Origin of the sequence: Massilia sp. TS11 (assembly GCF_022012445.1) — a bacterium.
Lineage (GTDB): Bacteria > Pseudomonadota > Gammaproteobacteria > Burkholderiales > Burkholderiaceae_D > Telluria.
In genome coordinates, this window is the sequence record NZ_JAKLTS010000011.1 from 25,613 (window position 1) to 49,156 (window position 23,544).

Consider the following 23,544-nt stretch of genomic DNA (forward strand, 5'->3'; position numbering starts at 1 on the left):
GCATCCTCAGAACTTCACGGTGCCGCGCGCATAGAAGGTCCGGCCCAGCGGGTCGGTATAGCGCGGGTCATAGCCCTGCTGGAAAGTCGTGTGCTGGTTGGTGTAGGGCGGGTCCTTGTCGAACAGGTTTTTCACCCCGACCGTCAGATTCAGGCGCTGAAAGCCCGTATAGCTGCCGGCCAGGCTCCAGGTCGAATACGCGCCCACGTTCTGGCGGAAGGCCGGAGCCACGGCGTTTTGGTCGTGGTAGCCCGACATGTAGCGGTTGCCCACATTCACACTCCACGGTCCGTGCAGCCAGCTCAGCAGCAGGTTATGGCGCCAGCGGAACACCGGCGAGGCGTCCGCATACACGCCCGCGTTTTCCGTGTAAGGACCGCCGCGTTCGTTCTGGTAGGCATAGCGGTCGACATAGGTGCCGTCCGCCTGCAGCGCCAGGCTGTAGGGCAGGCGCATCGTCAGCGACAGGTCGAGCCCGCGCGCGCGCACTTCACCGAGATTGGTGGTCGTGGCCTCGATATAGTCGAGCCGGTTGCCGGCCGCGTTGTAATGGAACAGGCTCGCGTACTTGAGCGGGTCGCCGAAGATGGTCTGCTCGGCCAGCGAATTGATCTGGTCCTTGAGGCGGATGTTCCAGTAGTCGAGGCTGAGGGTCAGCGTCGGCATCGGTTCGATCACCACGCCGGCCGAGTAGGTGCGCGATTTTTCCGGCTTCACATTGGGATTGCCGCCGCCGCGGATGGTCTGCTGCTGGTCGCAGGCCAGGTTCGGATTGGCGCCCGGCACCGCCACCCCGTTCGGGCACAGGCGCGGGTCATTGTAGACATCCGAGGTATTGGTGCTGACCTGGGGCGCGTGCAGATCGTACAGCGTGGGCGCGCGAAAGCCGGTGTTGTAGGAGGCCCGCCCGAGCAGCTGGCGGGTCGGCTGCCACTTCAGGCTGAGCTTGGGATTGGTGCTGCCGCCGACATCGTTGTAGCGGTCGTAGCGCACGGCCAGATTGGCTTCGAGCATGGCCAGGAAGGGCGCGTCGATTTCGAAGAAGACGGCGCCGATATTGCGGCTGCCTTCCTGGTCCTTGGCGTCCGCATAGCCGGAGCTCGAGGCCTGGCTGGCCAGGTCGCGGTTGACGCGGTAGGTGGCGCGGTCGTGGCGGAACTCGGCGCCCAGGGCCAGGGCCAGCGCGCCGCCGGCCAGGGTGCCCAGCTCGCGCGAGGCATGGGCGTCGAGGGCCGTGCTGCGCATCTTGGCGTTCAGGTATTCGCCCAGCAGCAGCGAGTCGTTCAGGTAGGCGAGGCCGGCCGGCGACTGCTCGCCAAACGGATTGAGCAGGCCGGAAGCAACGCCGCTGACCATGCGCTGGTCGATCACATAGCCGCCGCGGAAGGCGCTGCGTGCGCGCGATTCGGCGTAGCTGAGGCCGGCGTTATAGTCCCAGCCGCCCATGCTGCCGACCACGCTGCCGAGGATGCGGTCGGTCAGGCTGGTGGAGAAATCGCGCCGTTGCCCGGTGACTAGCGGCCGCCAGCTGACGTCGAGGTCTTCGCCGGTGAGGCCAGGCACGGCCGGGGTGATGCCGCGCCCCGGATAGTAGGGGCTGGCCGCCGTCATGGTCAGGCCGATGCCGGCCAGGGGCGGCGGCGCCACATGGGTTTCATTGGTGCTGCGGCTGTGCAGCAGCTCGAGGCTGGCGGTGTCGGTCTCGCTGAGCTTGTAGGAGGCCTTGCCGAGCCAGGTTTCCTGCCAGGCCTCGGGAATATCGTCGACGAAGCGCGTGTAATCGAAGCGGCAGGTGCGGTTGCTGGTCGAGGGCACCGAGGCCGGCGGCAGGCAGCCGCTGGCGAAGGCCGGATTGCCGCTGATGTCATTGGCCGAATAGAAGTTGGCGGGGAAGGGCGTGCCGCTGGTCTGCAGCACGCCGCGCTCGGGACGCAGGCCGGTGGCCGAGAAGGCGCGCGCCGTGGCCGGCAGGGCGGCCTGGTGGTGCACGTCGACGACGCCGAAGACATTGAAGCGGTCGGTGTCGAGCTCGCCGAAGCCGGCCAGCAGATTCAGGCGCGCCTCGTCGCCGCCGCCCGAGGCCTGCGGCTTGACGCCCTCAAGCGTGACGGCCCCGCCCTTGACCGAGCGGCGCGTGATGAAGTTGACCACGCCGCCGATGGCGTCGGTGCCGTAGATGGCCGAGGCGCCGTCGCGCAGCACTTCGACGCGCTCGAGCGCGGCCACCGGAATCACGTTCAGGTCGACCGTATCGGCCCCGTACGGGTGGTTGGCTAGGCGCCGGCCATTGAGCAGCACCAGGGTCTTGTTGCTGCCCAGGCCGCGCAGATCGGCCTCCGAGCGGCCGCCCGTGCCGGCCCCGACCGACTGGCTGCCGGACACCGACGTCTGGTTCATCGGGATGGTGTTGAGCACTTCCTGGGCCGTGGTCAGGCCCTGTTTGGCGAAGTCGTCGGCGCGGATCGTGGTCAGCGGCAGCGAGGACTGGGCCGCCAGGCGGCGGATCGAGGTGCCGGTGATTTCCACCCGCGTCATGGTCTGCTCGGCTTGCGCGAGCGCCGCTTGCGCAGCGCACAAAGCAGCCCCGGCCGCGAGCGCGCGCAGCAAGAAGCGATGTCTCATGGGTTGGCTCCAGAATGGGTAAAAGGCCGTGCACAGCACGGGCGTAGACGCCGAGTCTTGCAGAATGTGGTCTGATCCCTCTGCGGCAGATCAATCGTGCGGCGCAAAATAAAGCGCTTGCCAAACGACAAGCGGAGGGTGTAGAGTCATCGTATGACGCGCCAGATCTGGTTTACCTGCTATTTTTACTTTAGCTTTCCAGCCCCAGGGCGGTGGATGAGCGGCAGGTGCACACAGTAAGCAAAGGCAAGCCCGCAACAGCATCCCAAGAGACCGCCCACCAAGGGCGGTCTTTTTTTTTATCCCGACCCGTTTGATTGGAGAAACCCATGCCCCGTACCGACGACTTACGCATCCGAGAAATGAAGGAACTGGCGCCGCCCTCGCACCTGATCCGCGAGTTCGTGGTCAGCGAGGAGGCCGGGCGCACGGTGGCGGAGGCGCGCCAGGCCCTGCACCGCATCCTGCACGGCCAGGACGACCGCCTGATGGTGGTGATCGGGCCCTGTTCGATCCACGACACCAAGGCCGCGATCGAATACGCGCAGCGCCTCGCGCACGAGCGCCAGCGCTTCGCCGGCGAGCTCGAGATCGTGATGCGCGTGTATTTCGAGAAGCCGCGCACCACGGTCGGCTGGAAGGGCCTGATCAACGACCCCTACATGGACAACAGCTTCCGCATCAATGACGGCCTGCGCATGGCGCGCGAGCTGCTGCGTGACATCAACGAGATGGGTCTGCCGGCCGGGACCGAATTCCTCGACATGATCACGCCCCAGTATATTGCCGACCTGATCAGCTGGGGCGCGATCGGGGCGCGCACCACGGAATCCCAGGTGCACCGCGAGCTGGCCTCCGGCCTGTCCTGTCCGGTCGGCTTCAAGAACGGCACCGACGGCAATCTGAAGATCGCGGCCGACGCGATCAAGGCGGCCAGCCAGCCGCACCATTTCCTGTCAGTCACCAAGGGCGGGCATTCGGCCATCGTCTCGACCAGCGGCAACGAGGACTGCCACATCATCCTGCGCGGCGGCAAGGCGCCGAATTACGATGCCGCCAGTGTCGAGCAAGCCTGCCAGCAGATGGCAACCCAGGGACTGGCTGCGCGCGTGATGATCGACGCCTCGCACGCCAACAGCAGCAAGAAGCCGGAGAACCAGGTGCCGGTGTGCGCCGACATCGCGGCCCAGGTGGCGGGCGGCGACACCCGCATCATCGGCGTGATGGTCGAGTCGCATCTGGTCGGCGGGCGTCAGGATCTGGTGCCGGGCAAGGAGCTGACCTATGGCCAGTCGATCACCGACGGCTGCATCGACTGGGCGGCCAGCGTCGGCGTGCTCGAAGGCCTGGCCGCGGCCGTGCGCCAGCGCCGCCTGCGCGAATACGCCTGACCTTTCTCTCAAGATAAATCGGGGTCAGACCCCATTTATCTGCCCGGAAAAAAGGGGTCTGACCCCATTTTTTCTGGCGAAAAAAAATCCCCGCCGAGGCGGGGATTTTTGTGGGCGTCGTCCGGATCAGAACTTGTAGCCGACGGTCGCGTAGAACTGGCGGCCGAGCGGGTCGGTGTAGCGGCCATCGTAGCCGACCTGGTTGCCACCGCCGCTGTTGCGCACGGACAGGGGCGGATCCTGGTTCAGCAGATTGCGCAGACCGGCCGTGAAGTTCCAGGCCTTGTTCCAGGTGTACTTGGTCTGGAAGTCGAGCGTCGTGTAGGACTTGACGTCGCGGAACATGTCGACGTAACCGCCATAGGTGCCATCGGCATTGAGCGAACGCACGGCGGCGTCGTCGGCCGTCAGCGGCTTGTCGTGGTAGCCCGAACGGTAGTTGACGGTCAGCGTGTTGGTCAGGTTGTCGCCGCTCTTGAGCGAGAACACCAGACGCGAGATCACGCGGAAGGTCACATTGTCATACGAGTCGAAGCGGCCGAGGCTGCTCACGGTGCCCGAACCCGGCACGTCCTGCTCCGCCTTCAGCATATACGTGGCGGTCCAGTTCGTCGTCAGTTTGCCCAGCGGCGTGTTGTTGCGCAGCGTGGCGTCCAGGTCGATGCCGCGGAAGTGCGAGCTGGCCAGGTTCAGCGGGCTCTGGGTGGCCACCAGGACCTTGGCTTTCTGGATCGGATCGTAGTAGATCGACACATACTTGTCGGCCAGGGCCGGGATCGTGAAGATCTGGTCCTGCGACAGGTTCTGGATCTGGTTCTTCAGCTTCACATCCCAGAAGTCGACGCCCAGCGACAGCATGTCGATCGGCTCGAGGCGGAAGCCGAACGTGGCCTGCTTCGATTCCTCTGCCTTCAGCGCATCGCTGCCGGTGCTCGGATTACCCTTGGTCAGCAGGCCGTATTCCGAGGTGCCGCGGCAGTACGGATAGCGCGGATCGGTCGGCTTGGTGATGGGGCAGGGGAAGAAGTTGGACGAGCCATTGTTCTTCAGCGGGTCCGAGATGTTGTTCATCGTCGGGGCCTTGAAGCCGGTGCCGTACGAGGCGCGCAGCATCAGCTGTTTGACGGGCTGGTAGCGCAGCGACAGCTTGTAGGTCGACTTCGACACGCTGGTGCCCTGTTCGCCCGGATTGGACGGGTTGCCGGCGACGTCGTAGCTGGTGTTGTGCTTCTGCACGGCTTCATAGCTGTCGTAACGGGCGGCGGCCGTCACGTCCAGGTTCTTCAGCACGGGCATCTGCAGTTCGCCGAAGGCACCCCAGTTCTTGCGGCTGGCGTCGAGGGCCTGCAGGCCGGTGCTGCCGCCGATGATCACGTCGGTCCAGCCGGGGTTGCCGGGGCCGGGGCCCTGCGACAGCTTGCTCGGCTGGTTGTCGTATTTCTGGTTGGTGAAGTCGGCGCCCAGACCGAGGGCGGCGTTGCCGCCGTCCATGGCGAACAGCTCACGCGAGGCGTGCGCGCTGATCACGTCGATCTTCGACTTGGTCGTGCCCAGGTTTTCGTGCAGCACGGCCGGGGCCAGCGTGGCCGAGGCGTTCGGGTTGATGATGAAGGGGTTGTAGCTGCCGGCCTTGACCAGAGCTTCGAACTTGTCCGAGCTCATGTAGCCGGACACGGCGATGTCCTTCTGCTCGTTTTCCGAGTGGGTGTAGTTGGCGTTCCAGTCCCAGTTCGCATAGCTCGAGTTGATGCCCACCGAGAAGTGCATGGCATTCGTCTGGTACTCGTCGGCACGGCCGCCCGCATCATACGCGCGGTAGTAGAGGAAGGCGTCGGTGACCTTGGTCGGGTCGACACCCTGGCCGGCCAGCAGCGGCAGCACGCTCTTGTTGTAGGCGCCGATGTAGACCGGGCTGGTGGTTTTCACGCCCGAGACCGGGTCGGTGCTCATCACCGTCAGCGGCTGGGCCGGGGCGGCGTAGCGCGCCGTGTTCGAGAAGCGGCTGGCGACGAATTCGGCATTGACCGTGGTCGTGTTATTGACCTGGAAGACGCTCGACGCGAAGAAGCTGTCGCGCTTCATTTCCGGGATCAGCTGGACCGTGGCGGCGTAGTCGTAGCGGCAGACACCGCCGCGGGCGAAGGTGTTCGGGCCCGAGCACTTGCCGTTGGCCACGAGGTCGGGCGAGAAGGTCGCGTTGTTGCCGAGCGAGTCATACACGTCGGCATTGGCCGGGATCGAGTTGATCGAGTTCTGCCAGGTCACGAACTGCTTGCCGTTCTCGCTGAAGCGGCGCACGCCCGATTTGGCGAAGTCACGCTGCGAGGCTTCCAGGGCCTTCTGCTTGTCGTGCGAATAGGCGAGCAGGACATTGAAGCCATCCTTGTCGAGGTCGCCGAAGCCCTTGGACAGGGCGATGTTGCTGCTCTGGCCGCCGTCATGCTGGGGACGGCTGGCGGTGACTTCGATATTCGTGTCGGTCTGGTTCTTCTTCAGGATGAAGTTGACCACGCCGGCGATCGCGTCCGAGCCGTACAGGGTGGAGGCGCCGTCGGTCAGGATCTCGACGCGCTCGACCGCGGCGAGCGGAATCGAGGCCAGGTTGACGGCCGAGCCGGTGCCGTACGGCGCCATGCGGCGGCCGTTGAGCAGCACCAGCGTGTAGTTGGTGCCGATCGAGTGCACCGAGGCAGTCTGGACGCCGCCGCCGCCGCCATTGACCGAGGTCGAGGCCGTGATGAAGCCTTGCATCGCGGGCAGGGCCGCGACCAGATCGGCCACGTTATTGACACCGGTCTGTTCGATGTCCTTGCGCGACAGGGTCTGGATCGGCAGCGCGCCCTCCTGGGCAATCCGTTTGATCGAGGAGCCGGTGATTTCCACGCGTTGCATGGTGTCCTGCTTGGCTTCCTGGGCCAGGGCCGGCAGCGCCAGGCCGGCGGCGAGGCCGCTGGCGCAGATCAGGCGCACCGAGCGCGAGAGCACGGTTTCTTTCATCATGCTGGGGTTTCCTTTGAGCTGAGAGTGTTGTTGTTGTTGGCTTGTCCGGACTGGGCAAGTCTCCATCTTGCAAATACGGCAAAGTTGTTCCGCATAGCAGCGAGCATGGGATCACAGCGCGAAATCCTGTGTCAAATTTGTATAGTCTTTACGTTGTGGTAAGGCAACGGGTGACAATTGCTTACAGACTCAAAACCGACAAGGTGATACGTACGCACGCTAGAATGTCTGTATGTCATTACTGAAGGAAGCTGTTGTGCAAGATCACGCGAATATTGCAGCAATCGAAAAGGAAATTCTCCGAGCACAGCAGCAGGGCCAGGGCGAGCATGCGCTGCGCCTGTGGGCGCGTCTGCTCGAACTCGATCCGAGCCACCCGCAGGGCCTGATGGCGATGGGCCAGTACGCTTTCCGCATGGGCAATCTGGCCGATGCGCGCGCCCTGACCGAACGCCTGGTCCAGGCTGATGGCAATGATCCGCAGCAGTGGATCAATCTGGCCGTGATCTGCCAGGCCATGGGCGACGAGGCCGGCGAGAGCGCGGCCATCACGGGCTGTCTGACGCGCGACCCGTCCGACCTGCTCGGCCTGATCATGCGCGGCAATCTGCTCGAGCGTCAGGGCAAGATCCACGCGGCGGCCCAGGTCGCCAGCGCGATCGGCACGGTCGCGCCGCCGCTCGAGAAACTGCATCCCGATCTGCGTCCGGCCGTCCAGCATGCGCTCGACTACCGCGACCAGTACAACACGCGCTTCGGCGACTTCCTCGACGCCTATCTGAAGCCGCATGTGCAGGCACTCGAAGGCGCCAGCCTCAAGCGTTTTCACGACTCGGTCGACATCATGTTCGGCCGCAAAAAGCGCTACGATTCCCAGCCCACGCTCTACTACTATCCGGGCCTGGCGCCGATCACGTTTTTCGACCGCGCCGACACGCCCTGGATCGGCGAAGTCGAAGCCCAGACCGATGCGATCCGCGAGGAATTCCTGGCCGTGCTGGCGGCCGAGGAGGGCTTTGCGCCCTATCTGACCTATCCTCCCGATCTGCCGCACAACCAGTTCGCCGAGCTGAACAATTCGCCGCGCTGGAGCGCCTTCCACCTGTACAAGGACGGCCTGCCGGTGGCGGGCAACGTCGAGAAATGTCCGGCCACGATGGCGATGCTGGCCAAAGTGCCGCAGCCGGATCAGCCGGGGCGCACGCCGACCGCCATGTTCTCGCTGCTCAAGCCGCACACGCGGATTCCGCCCCATGTCGGTGTGTCGAATGTGCGCATGCTGTGCCACCTGCCTTTGATCATTCCGGAAAACTGCGGCTTCCGCGTCGGCAACGACACGCGTCCCTGGGTGCCGGGCACCGCCTTCGTGTTCGACGACACCATCGAGCACGAGGCCTGGAACGACAGCGACAAGCTGCGCGTGATTCTGATCTTCGACGTCTGGCATCCGCATCTGTCGGCGCCCGAGCGCGCCCTGATCACGGCCCTGAACAGCGGGGTCAAGCAGTTTGCCGATGGCGAGGCCGGCGGCGGCTACGGCGCCTGATTCCGGCCCCGTTCCACCACCACGCCTGAGCGCCGCGGCAGCGGCCCTCAGGCGTTTTTCTTGGCCCGGCGCGCAACGCGCAGGGACGAAAAAAAACGGCGGGCTTGCGCCCGCCGTTTCATTCCAGCAGATCTGCTTAGAACTTGGCAGTCAGGTTCAGGAAGAACTTGCGGCCTTGTGCGTCGTACAGGGACGGGAAGGTGTTGCCGTTACCCGAGCCGGTACCGTACAGCGAGGTGATCGGCGGATCCTTGTCGAACAGGTTGTTGATACCACCGAGCAGAGCGATCTTCTTGGTGATGTTCCAGGTCGCAGCCAGGTCCAGGTAGTCGCGTGCGCTCATGTTGTTATCCACGGCGTTGAACGAGCCTTTCAGCAGAGCCTGGTTGGAATCCTTCTCCAGCTTGACGCTGTCGAAGTGACGCCAGGTGGCGGCGAAGTCCACGTTCCACGGCGAGTTCCAGTTCACGCGCAGCTTGTGACGCCACACCGGACGCGGCTGGCCGCACTTGCCCGAACCGTTGTACAGGCCGGCGCAGTCATACGAACCTTCGCCCGGCAGTTCTTCGACTTCGAACTTGTCGAGGTAGGTGCCGTTCATGGCGATGCCGAACGAGCCGTAGTCAGCCACTTTGAACGCGTAGTTGGCCGACACGTCGATACCGGTGGTGCGCAGCGAGCCGATGTTCACGTTGGTCGCTTCGATGTAGCCTTGCGGCAGCAGCCACAGGGTACCGAGGGCGTCGCGGTGGATCTTCGAGCAGAACAGCGGATTGCCGGTGTCCAGGCACTTCTGCAGGGTGGTGGTCGGCGACACGTTGGAGATGGTGTCCTTGACCTTGATGTCGAAGTAGTCGATGGTGAACGACAGGTTACGCATCGGGGTCAGCACCAGGCCGACGGTGTTCGACTTGGCCGTTTCCGGGCTCAGCTTGGTGTTGCCACCGAAGTTGGCGTTGTACTGGCCAGCCGGGCTGTCCTGGATCTTGCCGTATTGAGCAGCGGTCACACCGGTGCGGGCGCAGGCAGCGGCGCTGGCGGACGGCTTGTCGCCGGCGCAGGGATCAGCGTCGTTGTCATACAGGCCCAGACCAGCCGGCGAGAACAGTTCGATCACGTTCGGCGCGCGCACGGCCTTCTGGTGCGAAGCACGCAGCTTGAACGAGGACATCGGCTGCCAGTCGAGGCCGATACCGAAGGTGTTGGCCGAGGTACCGGTCGAGATGTTGGTGTGACGGAAGGACATATTGGTCGCCAGGTTCTCGGCGAATTCTTTGCCTTCCAGAATCGGCAGACGCACTTCACCGAACACATCCTTGACGGTGTAGGAGCCTTTCTGCGGGGTGGCCGGGCCGCCCGAACCGGACAGGTCGCCAGCTTGCGAGGCGGCATCCGGGTTCAGTTCCAGCTTCTCGGTACGGCGCTCGACGCCGAAGGACACGCCGACGCCCGACTTGGCGCCCGGCAGTTGCAGGCCATACTCGCCCAGATCGGCGGCCATGTTGGCGCCCTGGATCTGCTGCTCGGTGAAGCCCGACTGGGTGCCCGGGATCTGCAGGTAGTTCAGCATGGCCGGGGTGACGGCGCCGACTTTCCACACGTTGTAGGGGACGCAAGCCGGATCGGTCTGGTTGACGACCGAGGCGCAGACGGCGGTGCCGTTCTGGTTCACGACGTCAAACGCACGCTTGGCACGCTCGGACGAGAAGTAGTTCTGCGAAGCGCCGGTCGAACGCACTTTGGCGGCCTGGGCGAACACATCATAGGTCCACTTGCCGATTTCGCCCTTGACACCGATGATCGAGCGGATCGAAGTGTTGGTGAAGTCAGCCACGCGGCCGCCGCCTTCGACGTTACGACGCTGAATCACGACGTCGGTCGAATCGCCAGCCTTGTTCAGGCCGAGGGCGGTGCGCCAGGCCGGGGTCAGGAAGGGGTTGTCGTACTTGACGGTGTAGACGTCACCGAACAGGCCGCCCGGAGCGATCTGGGCGTCGGTGTGGTCGTCGTGGGCGGCGATATCGGCGTAGACGCGGGTCTTGTCGTCGATGTCATAGTGGAGCGAGGCAGCCAGGCCATAACGGTCGTCCGGACGCTGCAGGTGGTTGATCGGGCCGAAGTTGTAGGCGTCGGTCGCGGTCGAGTAAGCGCGCGGGGTGCCGGTGGCGTCGGTCGTGTAGACCTTGCCGGTGGTCAGGTTGGTGATACGGCCGGTGGCATTGGTGCCCGAGCCGCCGCAGGCGAAGCCGGCGGCCGACGAGGACAGCGAGCAAGCCGACCAGTCACGTTCCGATTGCAGCAGAGCATCGGTACGCTTGAAGTTGAAGAACAGGGTGGCGTTACCCTTGTTGTTGTCGAAGTTGCCGCCCATGGTCAGGGCGAATTCTTTCGACTTGCCGTCCAGGCTGTTCACGTCGCCCGGGACGTGGAACTGGCCCGGGTTCGAGGCGGCGCGGCCAGCCACGATCGAGGCGACACCGGCGGTGCCGTGTTGCTTGTGCTGGTAGCCCGAACCATTGAGTTCGACCTGCACGCCTTCGAAGCGGTCGTTCATGATGAAGTTGACCACGCCGGCCACGGCGTCGGCACCGTACACGGCGCCGGCACCGCCGGTCAGGATCTCGACGCGCTTGATCAGGGCGGCGGGGATCTGGTTCAAGTCGGCGGCGACCGAGTTGGCCGAGCCCATCGGCAGACGGTGGCCATTGACCAGCACCAGGGTGCGGTTGGCGCCGAGGCCGCGCAGGTCGACGGTGGCGGTACCGGAGGCGCCGTTGACCACGTTACCGGTCTGGGCAGCGAACACCGAAGGCATGTTGTTCAGCAGGGACTCGACGTCGCGCACGCCGTCGGTCTTGATGTCTTTGGCGCCGATCACGGTCACCGGGGAGGTGCCTTCCAGGTTCTGCGTCGGAATGCGCGAACCGGTCACTTCCACTTTCTGCATCGGCTGCTGGGCTTCCTGGGCGAAGGCAGCGCTCGCACCGAGTGCCAGACCGCTGGCGCAAATCATGCGCACCGAGCGGGACAAAACAGTTTCCACCATCATATTTTTAACTCCTAAGGTATGAAGCATTAACAAACAAGTGCGTCCTGATCGAACACCTGGTTAGTTGTTGTTATTGGCTGCCCATGAAGGACATCCTTGAAAAAAACGGGTCTTTTTTTCAAGTGGCTTATCAAATCACTCCCCCCAATTGGTGTCAATGTTCAATCATTCGGTTTGTTCATAAAAACAACGAATCGTTGGAAATCATTGACACTTAAAACGACGCCCAAGAAAAAACCCCGGGCCGCAGGGCGGCACCGGGGTTGCAGTCTGAAGCGGGTCAGCCGACCCGCGCGCGATCAGAACTGGTAACGGACGCTGACTTTGTAGTAGCGGCCGATGGCGCCCGAGGCGTCCATCGGGTTGTAGCTCATGCCGCCGTAGGTCAGCGGATCGAGCGGAGCCACTTTGTCGAAGGCGTTATTGACCGACGCCAGGAACTGCAGGTTCTTGGTGTAGTTATAACGGGCCGACAGGTCCAGGGTGGTGAACGACGCCAGGCGGCAACCGCTCGGGGCCGGCGAACCGTCCGCGAAGGTGTTGGCGCAGGTGGTGTCCGAGGCTTCCGACACGTTCTTCATGTCGGCGCGGTAGTTGACGGTACCGGTGACGTTCCAGTCACCCTTGTCCCACGACGCGACCAGGTTGATCTTGTCTTTCGGGGTGCCGGCGCAGTTCGAGGTGTCGCAGTTGCCGTGCGTGCCAGCGTACTGGAACGAGCGGCTGCTGTCGACGCGCAGCCAGGAGGCGATGTGGGTCCAGGTCATGCCGACCGTGGCGCGGCCATACTCGCCCAGCGAGAAGCGCTGTTTGACGTCCAGGTCCACACCTTTGATTTCGGTGAAGTTGGCGTTGCGGTAGGGGGCCTTAATCACCAGCAGGGTGCCCGAGTTCGGGATCACCACGCCGTTGACGACCAGGTTGTTGTCCGAACGGATGGCATTACCCGGGATGGCCACGGCTTCCGAGAAGGTCACCTGGTTGATTTCGTTCGAGCGCTTGATCTTCCAGGCGTCGATGGCGATCGAGGTGCCGTTGAACGGATCCCAGATCATGCCCAGGGTGTAGCCCTTCGATTTTTCCGGCGACAGGGTGGGATCGCCCACCTTGATGCCAGCCACCGTGGTCGAGCAGTCGCCAGTGGTGGCGCCGCCAGCGGCCGGCTTGCCGCCCGGGCAACGCACCGGATCCGACACCGGAGCCGAACCAGCCGAGGCCGACAGCGGATTGCTTTCAGCCGGGCCAGGCGCGCGGAAACCTTGCGAGAACGTGCCGCGCACGGCGAAGTTCTTGGCCGGGGTCCACTTGGCGCCCACTTTCGGGGTGGTCGAGTTGAAGTTCTGGTAGTGGTCGTAACGCGCAGCGGCGCTCAGCTCGAGGGTCGGCAGCACCGGGGCGGCCAGTTCCACGAACAGGGCGTCCACCTTGGTGTCGCCGAAGGTCGACACGTAGGAGGCGTTGATCGAACCGTCTTCGGTGCCCGACAGCGAGGGGTTGCTGACCTTCTCGTGGCGGTGTTCGGCGCCGAAAGCGATGCCCATGTTGCCGCCCGGCAGAGCCATCAGCTCACGCGAGGCCTTGAAGTCGGCCGTCACCAGCGAGGTGGTCGAGTGCGAACGGGCGGTGGCGCGGATCGCGTCATATTGGGCCTGGGTGTTCTTCGAAGCCTGGGCGCCGATGTAGAACGGGAACAGGGCGCTCTTCGGATCGTTCAGACCGGCCTGCAGGTTCTTCATGTTCAGCATGTTGGTGTAGATCAGGTCCAGCGCCGAATCCGAGTAGGTGACGGCGGTGTCGTAATCCCAGCCCGAATAGCTGCCTTTCAGGCCCAGCACGAAGCGCTTGAACTCGTTGTTGGCGTAGCGGGTCGAGGCGCCGACGTCAAAGGCCGAGTAGCGGATACGGGCGGCCGCGCCGAACGGGTTCTGCGGGTGGGTCGCGCCGATGGTCATCAGCGTGCCCCAGCTGGTCACGGTGTTCTGCGACACCACGGTCGGGGTGACCGACGGCGGGGTCAGCGTGAAGTGGGTGTCGCGCTTGCTGTAGCCGGCTTCCGTGTAGAACTGGGTGTCGGCGTTCAGGTTGAAGGTGCCGCGTGCGTACAGGTTGGAGCCGTCGATCTGCGGTTGCATCGAGCGGAACTGGTCCTGACCCCAGACGCAGCCGTTGCCGGCCACTTGCACGGCCTTCGACAGAGTTTCGCAACCCGGCAGATAGGTGTAGGCCAGGGTCTTCGGATCGCGGATCGCGCCGACCGGGTTGGCACCGGCCACGCCGCCACGGATGTCGCCGGCCAGGAACTGCGAGCCGGTCAGCGAGTAGCCGTAGGGACGCAGGTCCGAGGCGCCGATCCATTTACGGTCGCTGCGGTCCTTGTTCATGATTTCGTTTGACTTGTAGACTTCGGCGTTCAGCAGGATGTTGAAGCCGTCCTTGTCGAGCGAGCCGGTACCCCAGGTGATCGAGCCCTTGGCTTGTTCCTGGTCGGAGTACTTGGATTCGCCGCCGCTGACCTTGACGATGCCGCCTTGCAGGTCTTTGCGCAGGATGATGTTGACCACGCCGGCGATCGCGTCGGCGCCATAGGTCGACGAGGCGCCGTCCTTCAGCACTTCGATGCGGTCCACGGCTTCCATCGGGATGGTCGACAGGTCGGTGAAGGTCTTGGTGCCGTCATCGGCGCGGGCGAACGGGGCCATGCGGCGGCCGTTCAGCAGCACCAGGGTGGCGGTGGCGCCCAGGCCGCGCAGCGAGATCGCGGTCGAGCCGGCAGCGAAGCCGTTGCCGAAACCGGTCGGCAGCGAGCCGGCGCCGTCGGCGGTCAGGGTCTGCAGGTACTCGGCCACGGTGGCCTTGCCCGATTTGACCAGGTCGTCGCGCGAAATCACTTGCACCGGCGAGGCGGTTTCGGCCTGAGCACGCTTGATGCTCGAGCCGGTGATTTCCACGCGCTGGATCGCGCCCGGGTTTTCCTGCGCCACGGCGGTCTGGGCCAGAGCCGCAGCCGCCAGGGCCAGCGTTACCGCTTGGGCCATTGCAGTTTTCTTCATAGATTCACTCCAGTAGGTAGAGGCTTGGGTTAAAACTTGGTATTTTTCGGATTGAAAAAAGCTCACGGTCTTTTTTCAAGCCCGACATCTGACCACCTGGGCTTGTTGCCTGTCAATATTGCATGTGCATCGTTTGCGGCAGAAACAACACTTATGCCACGAAATATTTGGTATGCATCGCGATTCACCGTTAACAATGGCGGTCGGTGTCACATTTATCGAATTTGGAGTAACAATGTTGGCTTTCATTGCGGGGCGCCTCGCCCAGATGCTGCCCACCCTGGCCGGGGTGGTGCTGCTGGTGTTCGCCCTGTTCCACTGGGTCGGTGGCGACCCCGCCTATGTGCTGGCGGGGAAGATGGCCGATGCGGCGGCGATTGCCAATATCCGCACCCAGCTCGGGCTCGACCAGCCCCTGTACGTGCAGCTGGGGATCTTTGTGCAGCAGGTGCTGCACTTTGATTTCGGCAACTCCTGGGTCACGGGCGAACCGGTCGCGGCGATTTTGTCGACCCGGCTCGGCCCCTCGCTGACCGTGCTGCTGCCGCTGACCGTGCTCGAGACCGGTCTGGGCATCGTGCTGGCCCTGCTGGTGGCCTGGCGCCGCGGCGGCCTGCTCGACCGCGGCCTGATGCTGGCCTGCACGGTCGGGATGTCGGTCAGCATCCTGGTGTATCTGATCGGCATGCAGTATCTGCTGGCCTACCGGCTCGGCTGGTTCCCGGTCCAGGGCTGGAGCAATCAGCTGGGCGAGAACCTGCTGCGCTATGCGCCGCTGCCGATCCTGATCGGCCTGGCCGTGTCGCTGGCGCCGACCGTGCGCCTGTACCGCAGCTTCATCCTCGACGAGGTGCAGCAGGACTATGTGCGCACGGCGCGCGCCAAGGGCCTGGGCGAGGGCCGCGTGATGGGCCTGCATGTGCTGCGCAACGCGGCCATCCCGATCATCACCCATGTGATGGCGAACCTGCCGGCCCTGTTCATCGGCGCCTTCCTGCTCGAACGCTTCTTTAATATCCCCGGCATCGGGCGCGAGGTGATTCTGGCCGTCGAGCGCAGCGACTTCCCGGTGATCAAGGCGATCACCATCGCCGTCGCGCTCGCCACCATGCTGACCAGCCTGCTGGCCGATCTGCTCTACCGTGCGGCCGACCCGCGCGTGCAACTCGGCTGATGGGGGCGTCCATGCACAGTGCCGGTTTGTGGACCCTGGCCTGGCGCCGCCTGCGCCAGGACCGTCTGGCGATGGCGGCCCTGGCCGTGGTGGCGGGCTTCCTGCTGCTCGTGCTGCTGACCGCGAGCGGCCTGCTGGCGGCCGACTGGGAGGACGAGGTCGCGATCAACTACGCGCCGCCATCCTTCCTGGCCGGCGCCCCGGCCGCGCAGGCGCGCCAGGCGCGCGCGGCGGCCGCGGCCCTGCCGGCCAATCCGGCCGATCCGCTTGCGCCCGAGATCGCGGCCCTGCGCGCCGAGCTGGCGCGCGCCGGCGTGCGCCCGCCGGCCGAGCGCCTGCCGAGTCTGCCGTTCGGGGCCGACAAATGGGGTCACGATGTGCTCGCCAAGACCCTGCAGGGCGCGCGCACTTCGCTCGTGGTCGGCTTTGCGGCGGCCCTGCTGGCGGTGGCCATCGGCACCGCGCTGGGCGCCGTGGCCGGCTTCTTCGGCGGCTGGGTCGATGCCGTCTGCAACTGGGCGTATGCGGTGTTCACGGCGATTCCGAATATCCTGATGATTCTGGCCGTGGCCGCCGTGCTGCAGCAGAAGGGCGTGCTCAGCATCGTGCTGATCCTCGGCCTGACCAGCTGGACCGGGCCGTACCGCCTGGTGCGCGCCGAATACCTGAAGCACCGCGTGCGCGAATACGTGCAGGCCGCGCGCGCCATCGGCGCCTCGTCCTGGCGCCAGATCTTCGTCCACATCTTCCCCAACGTCAGCCATGTGACCCTGGTGCAGACCTCGATCCTGGTGGTCGGCTGCATCAAGGCCGAGGTGGTGCTGAGCTTCCTCGGCTTTGGCGTGCCGGTCGGCGTGGTGTCCTGGGGCAGCATGCTGAATGAAGCCCAGAACGAACTGATCCTTGGCAAATGGTGGCAGCTGACGGCCGCCGCCAGCGCCATGGCCGTGCTGGTGACGGCTTTCTCCCTGCTGACCGACGCCCTGCGCGACGCCCTCGATCCGAAAATCAAATGACTGCTCTATTAGAAGTGCGCAATCTGCGCGTGCGTTTTCAGACCGATAAGACGCACTGGGTCGAGCGCCTCAAGGGCGTTTCCTTCGATGTGCCGGCCAATACCACGGTGGCCCTGGTGGGCGAGTCGGGCAGCGGCAAGTCGGTCAGTTCGCTGGCCGTGATGGGCCTGCTGCCGGAGCAGGGCTGCGCGATCGACCCGGCCTCGCGCATCCGCTTCGACGGCCAGGAGCTGCTCGGCCAGCCGTTGCGCGCGCGCCGCCGCCTGTGCGGACGCGACATCGCGATGGTGTTCCAGGAGCCGATGTCCTCGCTCAACCCGGTGTTCACGGTCGGCTTCCAGATTGGCGAAGTGCTGCGCCGCCATCTGCGCCTGAGCCGCGCGGCCGCACGCGCGCGCACTCTGGCCCTGCTGGAGGAGGTCGGCATGCCCGACCCGGCCCTGAAAATCGACGCCTACCCGAGCCAGCTCTCGGGCGGCCAGCAGCAGCGCGTGATGATCGCGATGGCGATCGCCTGCGCGCCGCGCCTGCTGATCGCCGACGAGCCGACCACGGCCCTCGACGTCACGATCCAGAAGCAGATCGTGGCGCTGCTGGCCAGCCTGCAGCGGCGGCGCGGCATGGCCGTGCTGTTCATCACCCACGACCTCGGCCTGGTGGCCGAAGTGGCCGAGCACGTTGTCGTCATGCGCGATGGCGAGGTGCGCGAAACGGGGCCGGTGGCCCAGGTCTTCCAGGCGCCGCACGATCCCTACACCCAGGCACTGCTGCATTGCCGCCCGCCGCTGGCGACGCGCCCGCGCCGCCTGCCGGTGATCGACGACTACCTGCAGGGCCATGTGACGGCCGCGCCCGAGCGCGTGCGCGGCAGCGCGCCCGAGGATGTGCCGCTGCTGAGCGTGCGCCATCTGAGCAAAAGCTTTCAGGTCAAGCGCGGCTGGCTGCGCCACGAGACTTTCCATGCCGTGCGCGACGTCTCGTTCACCCTGGCGCGCGGCAAGACCCTGGGCATCGTCGGCGAATCGGGCTCGGGCAAGACCACGGTCGGCCTGAGCCTGGTGCGCCTGCATCAGGCCAGCGGCGGCAGCGCCATGTTCGACGGGCGCGATCTGCTGGCCCTGAGCGCGGCCGAGTTCCAGCCTTACCGGCGCCGCATCCAGGTGGTGTTCCAGAATCCGTATGCCTCGCTCAATCCGCGTTTCACGGTCGGCCAGATTCTGCTCGAGCCGATGCGCCTGCATGCGATCGGCGCCGACGATGCCGATCGCACGGCGCGCGCCCTGGCCCTGCTGCGCCGGGTCGGCCTGCCCGAGAGCGCCTTCGCGCGCTATCCGCACGAGTTTTCGGGCGGGCAGCGCCAGCGCATTGCGATTGCGCGCTGCCTGAGCCTGCAGCCCGAGATCCTGGTCTGCGACGAATCGGTGTCGGCCCTGGATGTGTCGGTCCAGGCCCAGGTGCTGAACCTGCTGCAGGAGCTGCAGGACGAGCTCGGCCTGTCCTACCTGTTCATCTCGCACGACCTGGCCGTGGTCAAGTACATGTCCGATCAGGTGATGGTGATGCAGCATGGCCAGGTGGTCGAGCTGGCCGACGCCGACACGCTCTACCGCGCGCCCCAGCATCCCTACACCCAGCGCCTGCTGGCGGCGATTCCGCAGCTGTCCTGAAGCGGGACAGGCCGATTTCCGCTACCATCTGCCCATGGAAAAATTCGCCCCCCTGCTGCAGCAGTATGGTTATGTGATCGTCTTCATCGCGGTCATGCTGGAGCAGGCCGGGCTGCCGGTGCCGGCCTATCCGGTGCTGATCGTGGCCGGCGCGCTGGCCGTCGGCGGCGATCTGCACTGGCTGCCGATCATGCTGCTGTGTCTGGCCGGTTCGCTGTTCAGCGACTACTTCTGGTTCGCCGCCGGGCGCCGCTTCGGCAAGCGCATCCTCAAGGTGCTGTGCAAAATCTCGCTGTCGCCCGATTACTGTGTCGGCCAGACCGAGGACCATTTCGGCCGCTTCGGCCCCAAGGCCCTGATCGTGGCCAAGTTCATCCCCGGCTTCAACACGGTGGCGCCGCCCCTGGTCGGGGCGATGGGCACCCCGGCCCCGCATTTCATCGGCTACACGATGCTCGGCAGCCTGCTGTGGGGCGGCAGCGCCGTGGCCATCGGCATGTATTTCCACGCGAGCGTGGACGGCGTGATCGACCTGCTCTCGACCATGGGCTCGACCGCCCTGGCCGTGCTGCTGGTGCTGCTGCTGATTTTCGTCGCCATTAAATATGTCGACCGGCGCCGCTTCCGCAAGGAACTCGACATCGAGCGCATCACGATGAAGGAGCTGGCGCGCCTGATCGCCGACGGCGAGCAGCCGCTGCTGCTGGACGCGCGCAGCGACACGGCCCTGCAGTTCGAGGCGCCGATCCCGGGCGCGCACATCTATAACAAGAGCGCGCCCGAACTGCTGGCCGGCCTGGACAAGGAACGCCATATCGTCGTGTATTGCAGTTGCCCCAACGATGCGACGGCGGCGCGCGTGGCGCACGATCTGGCGGCCATGGGTTTTGCCCGGGCGCGCCCCTTGCAGGGTGGGCTGGAGGCCTGGCATGCCCACTTCGCTACCCCCGACACGGCCGTCCAGCACGGCTGATCCAACTTGGTGCAGGTAGTGGGACTACGTAGATTTTTCGCGGAATTTACCGTCACTTAGGAAAATTTTTCCGCGAAATGTACCTAAACTACAAAGAATTCTTGCCTTCGAGGATGCGGATACATTAAGCTAGAGCATTGCTTGCTTATTTGCCGCCAATGAGTCTGTCCGCTCCTGCCGAAACTTTCGCCGCCTTTGCTGACGGTGCGCGCCTGCTGGCCGACGTCGGCGGCACGAACGCCCGCTTCGCGCTCGAAACGGCGCGCGGCCAGTTCGCGGCGGTGCAGGTGCTGGCCTGTGCCGACTACCCGGGTCTGGCCGAGGCGGTGCAGGCCTATCTGGCTCTGCCCGCGGTGGCGGCCCACGGCCCGGTGCGCCATGCGGCGATTGCGATTGCCAATCCGATCGACGGCGACCAGGTGCGCATGACCAACCACCACTGGGCCTTCTCGATCGAAGCCCTGCGTCAGGCCTGCGGCCTGGCGACCCTGTGCGTGGTGAATGATTTCACGGCCCTGGCGCGTGCCTTGCCGCATCTGGGCGCGGACGACAAGGTGCAGGTCGGCGGCGGCAGCCCCGAGCCCGGCCAGCCGATCGGCCTGCTGGGCGCCGGCACCGGCCTGGGCGTGTCGGGCCTGGTGCCCTGCGGTCCGCACTGGAGCGCCCTCAAAAGCGAGGGCGGCCACGTCAGCTTCGCCCCCGTCAATGCCGAGGAAGTCGGCCTGCTGCAATACGCGTGGACCCAATATCCGCATGTCTCGGCCGAGCGTTTCCTGTCGGGCGAGGGGATCGGCCTGATCTACCGCGGCCTGGCGGCCCAGCGCGGCATGCCCGACGAAGGTCTGGCTGCCCCCGAAATTTCGCGCCGCGCCCTCGATGGCAGCTGCGCCCTGTGCGCCGACGCGATCGCCGTGTTCTGCGGCATGCTCGGCACCGTGGCCGGCAACCTGGCCGTGACGCTCGGCGCCGCCGGTGGCGTGTATATCGGCGGCGGCATCGTGCCCAAGCTCGGCGACTATTTTGCCCGTTCCTGCTTCCGCGCCCGCTTCGAGCACAAGGGCCGCTTCGGCGCCTACCTGGCGCGGATTCCGACCTTTGTGATCACGGCCGAGTACCCGGCCTTCCTCGGCGTATCGGCCATCCTTGCTGAAAAACTCAGCACACGCTAGGTTTTGGCCCCGGCTTGGGGTACAATGGGTGAGATGGTAAGCGGTCAGATGCTCCTGGCGGGCAAATTTCCCTTGCTAAATCAACGGCTTGCCGCATTTTTCTCTCCGCGCAGCTGTGTCCGGGGCCCGTCCCGGCTGTTTGAACACCCGCCTGGCGACCCGCCCAAGGCGCAGGATTCCCGCTTTCGACATCGTTATGGAATTTGCAGAGGCTAAACAAGTCCTCGAAACCGCTTTGCTATGCGCGCGCGAGCCGATGAGCATGGCCATGCTGAAGAAGCTGTTCATCGACGTGGATGCCGAGGGGCGGCCGCGTCCGGGTGAGGACGGGCTGGGCACGGCGGAAGTCAATGCCCTGCTGGAAGCCCTGCAGGCCGACTGGACCGGGCGCGGGGTGGAACTGGTGAATGTGGCCAGTGGCTGGCGCTTCCAGAGCCGGCCGGAAATGAAGCCTTACCTGGACCGGCTCAACCCGGAAAAGCCGGCGCGCTATTCGCGTGCCACGCTGGAGACCCTGGCCATCATCGCCTACCGTCAGCCGGTGACGCGCGGCGATATCGAGGAGATTCGCGGTGTGGCCGTGAATTCGCAGACGATCAAGATGCTGGAAGACCGCGGCTGGATCGATGTGGTCGGTCACCGCGACGTGATCGGCCGGCCGGCCCTGCTGGGTACGACCAAGGCCTTCCTCGACGACCTCGGCCTGCATTCCCTGGCCGAGCTGCCGCCGCTACCCCAGCTGGGCGAGGCGCAGGCCAATCCGATGGAACAGCTGGAAGCGGCCTTGGCCGAAAACTTTGAGAAGACGCTGCCGGCCGCTGTGGCCGTTGAGCCGGAACCTGATAACGCACAGAACGCAGCGGCCCTGCCGCCGCAGCAAGAACAAGACCATGGACACGACTGAACCCCAAGACATCGCCGCCGAGCCGGCCGCACCGAAGCGCAAGCGCCGCACCAAGGCCGAAATCGAGGCCGACAAGGCGGCTGCCGCCGCCGCAGGCGAAGTAGCCGCGCCCAAGCGCAAACGCGCCAGCGCCGCCGCCACGAGCGAGGCTGAGGCCGCCCCGGCCGAGGCCAAGCCGAAGCGCACGCGCAAGCCGGCCGCTGAAGCCGCCGAGAGCGCCGCCCCGGCCGCCGCCGAGGATGCGCCTGCCAAGCCGCGCCGCCGCGCCAAGAGCGCCGAGGCTGCGCCGGCCGAGGTCCCCGCCGCGGTGGCCGTCAGCGCTGGTGAGGCCGCAGGCGAGAGCGCAGCGGAACGCGCACCGCGCGGCCCGCGCAAGCTGCGCGAAGAGCGCGCCGCACGGGCGCCGGAAGCGGCTGCCGCCGCCCAGCCGGGCGTCGAGGGTGGCGCCGTCGAGGCCCATCCCGAGGGCGCCCGTCCGGGCAAGAAGAAAAAGAAGAAGAACAAAAACAAGCCGGGTCAGCCGCAGCAGGCCCAGGGCCAGGCGCCGGCCGCCGGCGGCCAGCCGGGCAAGGGGCCGCAGCACAAGGGCCAGCCGCACAAGGGTCCGAAAGGGCAGGGCGGCAAACTCCATCCCGACGATATTTTCTCCTTCGTGACCTCGGACGCGTTTGACGCCGACGACGGCGCCCGCAACGCCCCGGCCAAGCCGGTGCGGCGCGATCTGACCGCCGAGGACGACGCGCCCAAGCTGCACAAGGTATTGGCCGAGGCCGGTCTCGGTTCGCGCCGCGACATGGAAGAGCTGATCATCGCCGGCCGCGTCTCGGTCAATGGCGAGCCGGCCCACATCGGCCAGCGCATCCTGCCGACCGACGCCGTGCGCATCAACGGCAAGCTGATTCAGCGTAAGGTCAGCAAGAAGCCGCCGCGCGTGCTCATCTATCACAAGCCGGCCGGCGAAATCGTCAGCCACGACGATCCGGAAGGCCGTCCGAGCGTGTTCGACCGCCTGCCGACCATGAAGACCGGCAAATGGCTGGCCGTCGGCCGTCTCGACTTCAATACCGAAGGCCTGCTGCTGTTCACGACCTCGGGCGATCTGGCCAACCGCCTGATGCACCCGCGCTACAACATCGAGCGCGAATACGCGGTGCGCACGCTGGGCGAACTCGAAGAAGGCAACCGCCAGAAGCTGCTGGCCGGTGTCCAGCTCGATGATGGCCTGGCCCAGTTCAGCAAGATCGCCGATGGCGGCGGCGAAGGCGTCAACAAGTGGTACCGCGTGGTCATCGGCGAAGGCCGCAACCGCGAAGTGCGCCGCATGTTCGAGGCGGTCGGCCTGACCGTGTCGCGCCTGATCCGCACGCGCTACGGCGTCATGACCCTGCCGTCGAGCCTGAAGCGCGGCCGCTGGGAGGAGCTGGACGAGCACGCCGTGCGCGACCTGCTGCGCATCGTCGGCCTCGACAGCAAGAAGGGCGGCCAGCCCCAGCCGCAGGGCAAGGGTGGCCAGGCCAAGGGGCCGGCCAAGGGCATGGACCGCTCGGACGGCAACCGCATCGACCGCGCCGACGCCAACCGCAACCGCGACCCCTTCGGTCCGCCGGTGGCGCGCGCCGGTGTCGAGCAGGTGCCGGCCGCCTTCGCTCCCGCGCCCAAGGGGCGTGGCGCGTATGGCAAGCCGTATGGCGGCCAGGGCCAGGGCCAGGGGCAGGGCCAAGGTCAGGGTCAGGGCGGCAAAGGCAAGAACAAGAAGGGCAAGCCGGCCAGCGGTCCGCGCCAGCCCGACCCCTTGATGACCACCTTCGGCTTTGCCGGCGGTGGCGCCAACCGCCGTGGTCATGGCGGCTTCCCGGGTGAGCACGGGCTGCCGCGCCGTGGTCGTCGCGGTTGATAGAATGATAAGTTTGGCGTGGGCCGGTGTTGTTTGCTGGTCCACGCGCCCGTGCGCAGATTGCGGTCAGTCCCGTCAACTGCTATAAT

Annotated in this window: 13 protein-coding genes; 9 read left to right on the forward strand and 4 right to left on the reverse strand. The window is 65.6% G+C overall.

The window, feature by feature from the left end; genetic code table 11:
* Positions 1-6: 6 nt before the first annotated feature.
* Complete coding sequence (locus tag LZ005_RS16280; protein ID WP_237809333.1) at positions 7-2,622, reverse strand: TonB-dependent receptor; 2,616 nt, start codon at positions 2,620-2,622, stop codon at positions 7-9.
* A 329-nt stretch (positions 2,623-2,951) separates the two neighbouring features.
* Here LZ005_RS16280 and aroG point away from each other — a divergent pair, with 329 nt between their 5' ends.
* Positions 2,952-4,013 carry a 3-deoxy-7-phosphoheptulonate synthase AroG gene (aroG, locus tag LZ005_RS16285; protein WP_237809335.1) on the forward strand — a complete coding sequence of 354 codons (1,062 nt, stop codon included), beginning with the start codon at positions 2,952-2,954 and terminating at the stop codon, positions 4,011-4,013.
* A 126-nt stretch (positions 4,014-4,139) separates the two neighbouring features.
* Here aroG and LZ005_RS16290 read toward each other — a convergent pair whose 3' ends face one another.
* Complete coding sequence (locus tag LZ005_RS16290; protein WP_237809338.1) at positions 4,140-7,013, reverse strand: TonB-dependent receptor; 2,874 nt, start codon at positions 7,011-7,013, stop codon at positions 4,140-4,142.
* A gap of 256 nt (positions 7,014-7,269) precedes the next feature.
* On the opposite strand from LZ005_RS16290, the gene LZ005_RS16295 reads away from it, so the two are divergent.
* Positions 7,270-8,559, forward strand: a complete 1,290-nt coding sequence (locus tag LZ005_RS16295) for an aspartyl/asparaginyl beta-hydroxylase domain-containing protein (RefSeq protein ID WP_237809340.1) — start codon at positions 7,270-7,272, stop codon at positions 8,557-8,559.
* A 136-nt stretch (positions 8,560-8,695) separates the two neighbouring features.
* Here the strand turns inward: LZ005_RS16295 and LZ005_RS16300 are convergent, their stop codons facing one another.
* Positions 8,696-11,608 carry a TonB-dependent receptor domain-containing protein gene (locus LZ005_RS16300; RefSeq protein WP_237809342.1) on the reverse strand — a complete coding sequence of 971 codons (2,913 nt, stop codon included), beginning with the start codon at positions 11,606-11,608 and terminating at the stop codon, positions 8,696-8,698.
* A gap of 299 nt (positions 11,609-11,907) precedes the next feature.
* A complete protein-coding gene (locus tag LZ005_RS16305) occupies positions 11,908-14,658 on the reverse strand; it encodes a TonB-dependent receptor (RefSeq protein ID WP_237809346.1) in 2,751 nt (916 codons plus the stop codon).
* Between the two features lie 235 nt (positions 14,659-14,893).
* Between LZ005_RS16305 and LZ005_RS16310 the strand changes: the two genes are divergently transcribed.
* The 7 genes from LZ005_RS16310 (at position 14,894) to rluB (ending at position 23,455) form a co-directional block, all read left to right on the forward strand.
* On the forward strand, positions 14,894-15,832 hold the full coding sequence (locus tag LZ005_RS16310; RefSeq protein WP_237809350.1) for an ABC transporter permease: 939 nt from the start codon (positions 14,894-14,896) through the stop codon (positions 15,830-15,832).
* 11 nt (positions 15,833-15,843) lie between these two features.
* A complete protein-coding gene (locus LZ005_RS16315; RefSeq protein ID WP_237809352.1) occupies positions 15,844-16,848 on the forward strand; it encodes an ABC transporter permease in 1,005 nt (334 codons plus the stop codon).
* Positions 16,845-18,515: an ABC transporter ATP-binding protein gene (locus LZ005_RS16320; RefSeq protein ID WP_237809353.1), complete on the forward strand. Its 1,671-nt coding sequence runs from the start codon at positions 16,845-16,847 to the stop codon at positions 18,513-18,515. Before LZ005_RS16315 ends, LZ005_RS16320 begins: the two co-directional genes overlap by 4 nt.
* A 34-nt stretch (positions 18,516-18,549) precedes the next feature.
* On the forward strand, positions 18,550-19,488 hold the full coding sequence (locus LZ005_RS16325; RefSeq protein ID WP_237809354.1) for a VTT domain-containing protein: 939 nt from the start codon (positions 18,550-18,552) through the stop codon (positions 19,486-19,488).
* A 158-nt stretch (positions 19,489-19,646) separates the two neighbouring features.
* Entirely contained in the window at positions 19,647-20,657 is a 1,011-nt protein-coding gene (locus LZ005_RS16330; protein ID WP_237809362.1) for a glucokinase, read from the forward strand.
* 196 nt (positions 20,658-20,853) lie between these two features.
* A complete protein-coding gene (gene scpB / locus LZ005_RS16335) occupies positions 20,854-21,561 on the forward strand; it encodes an SMC-Scp complex subunit ScpB (RefSeq protein WP_237809371.1) in 708 nt (235 codons plus the stop codon).
* The gene (rluB, locus tag LZ005_RS16340) at positions 21,548-23,455 is read left to right on the forward strand and encodes a 23S rRNA pseudouridine(2605) synthase RluB (RefSeq protein WP_237809373.1); all 1,908 of its coding nucleotides are present in this window, start codon (positions 21,548-21,550) and stop codon (positions 23,453-23,455) included. Before scpB ends, rluB begins: the two co-directional genes overlap by 14 nt.
* The last annotated feature ends 89 nt before the right edge of the window (positions 23,456-23,544 follow it).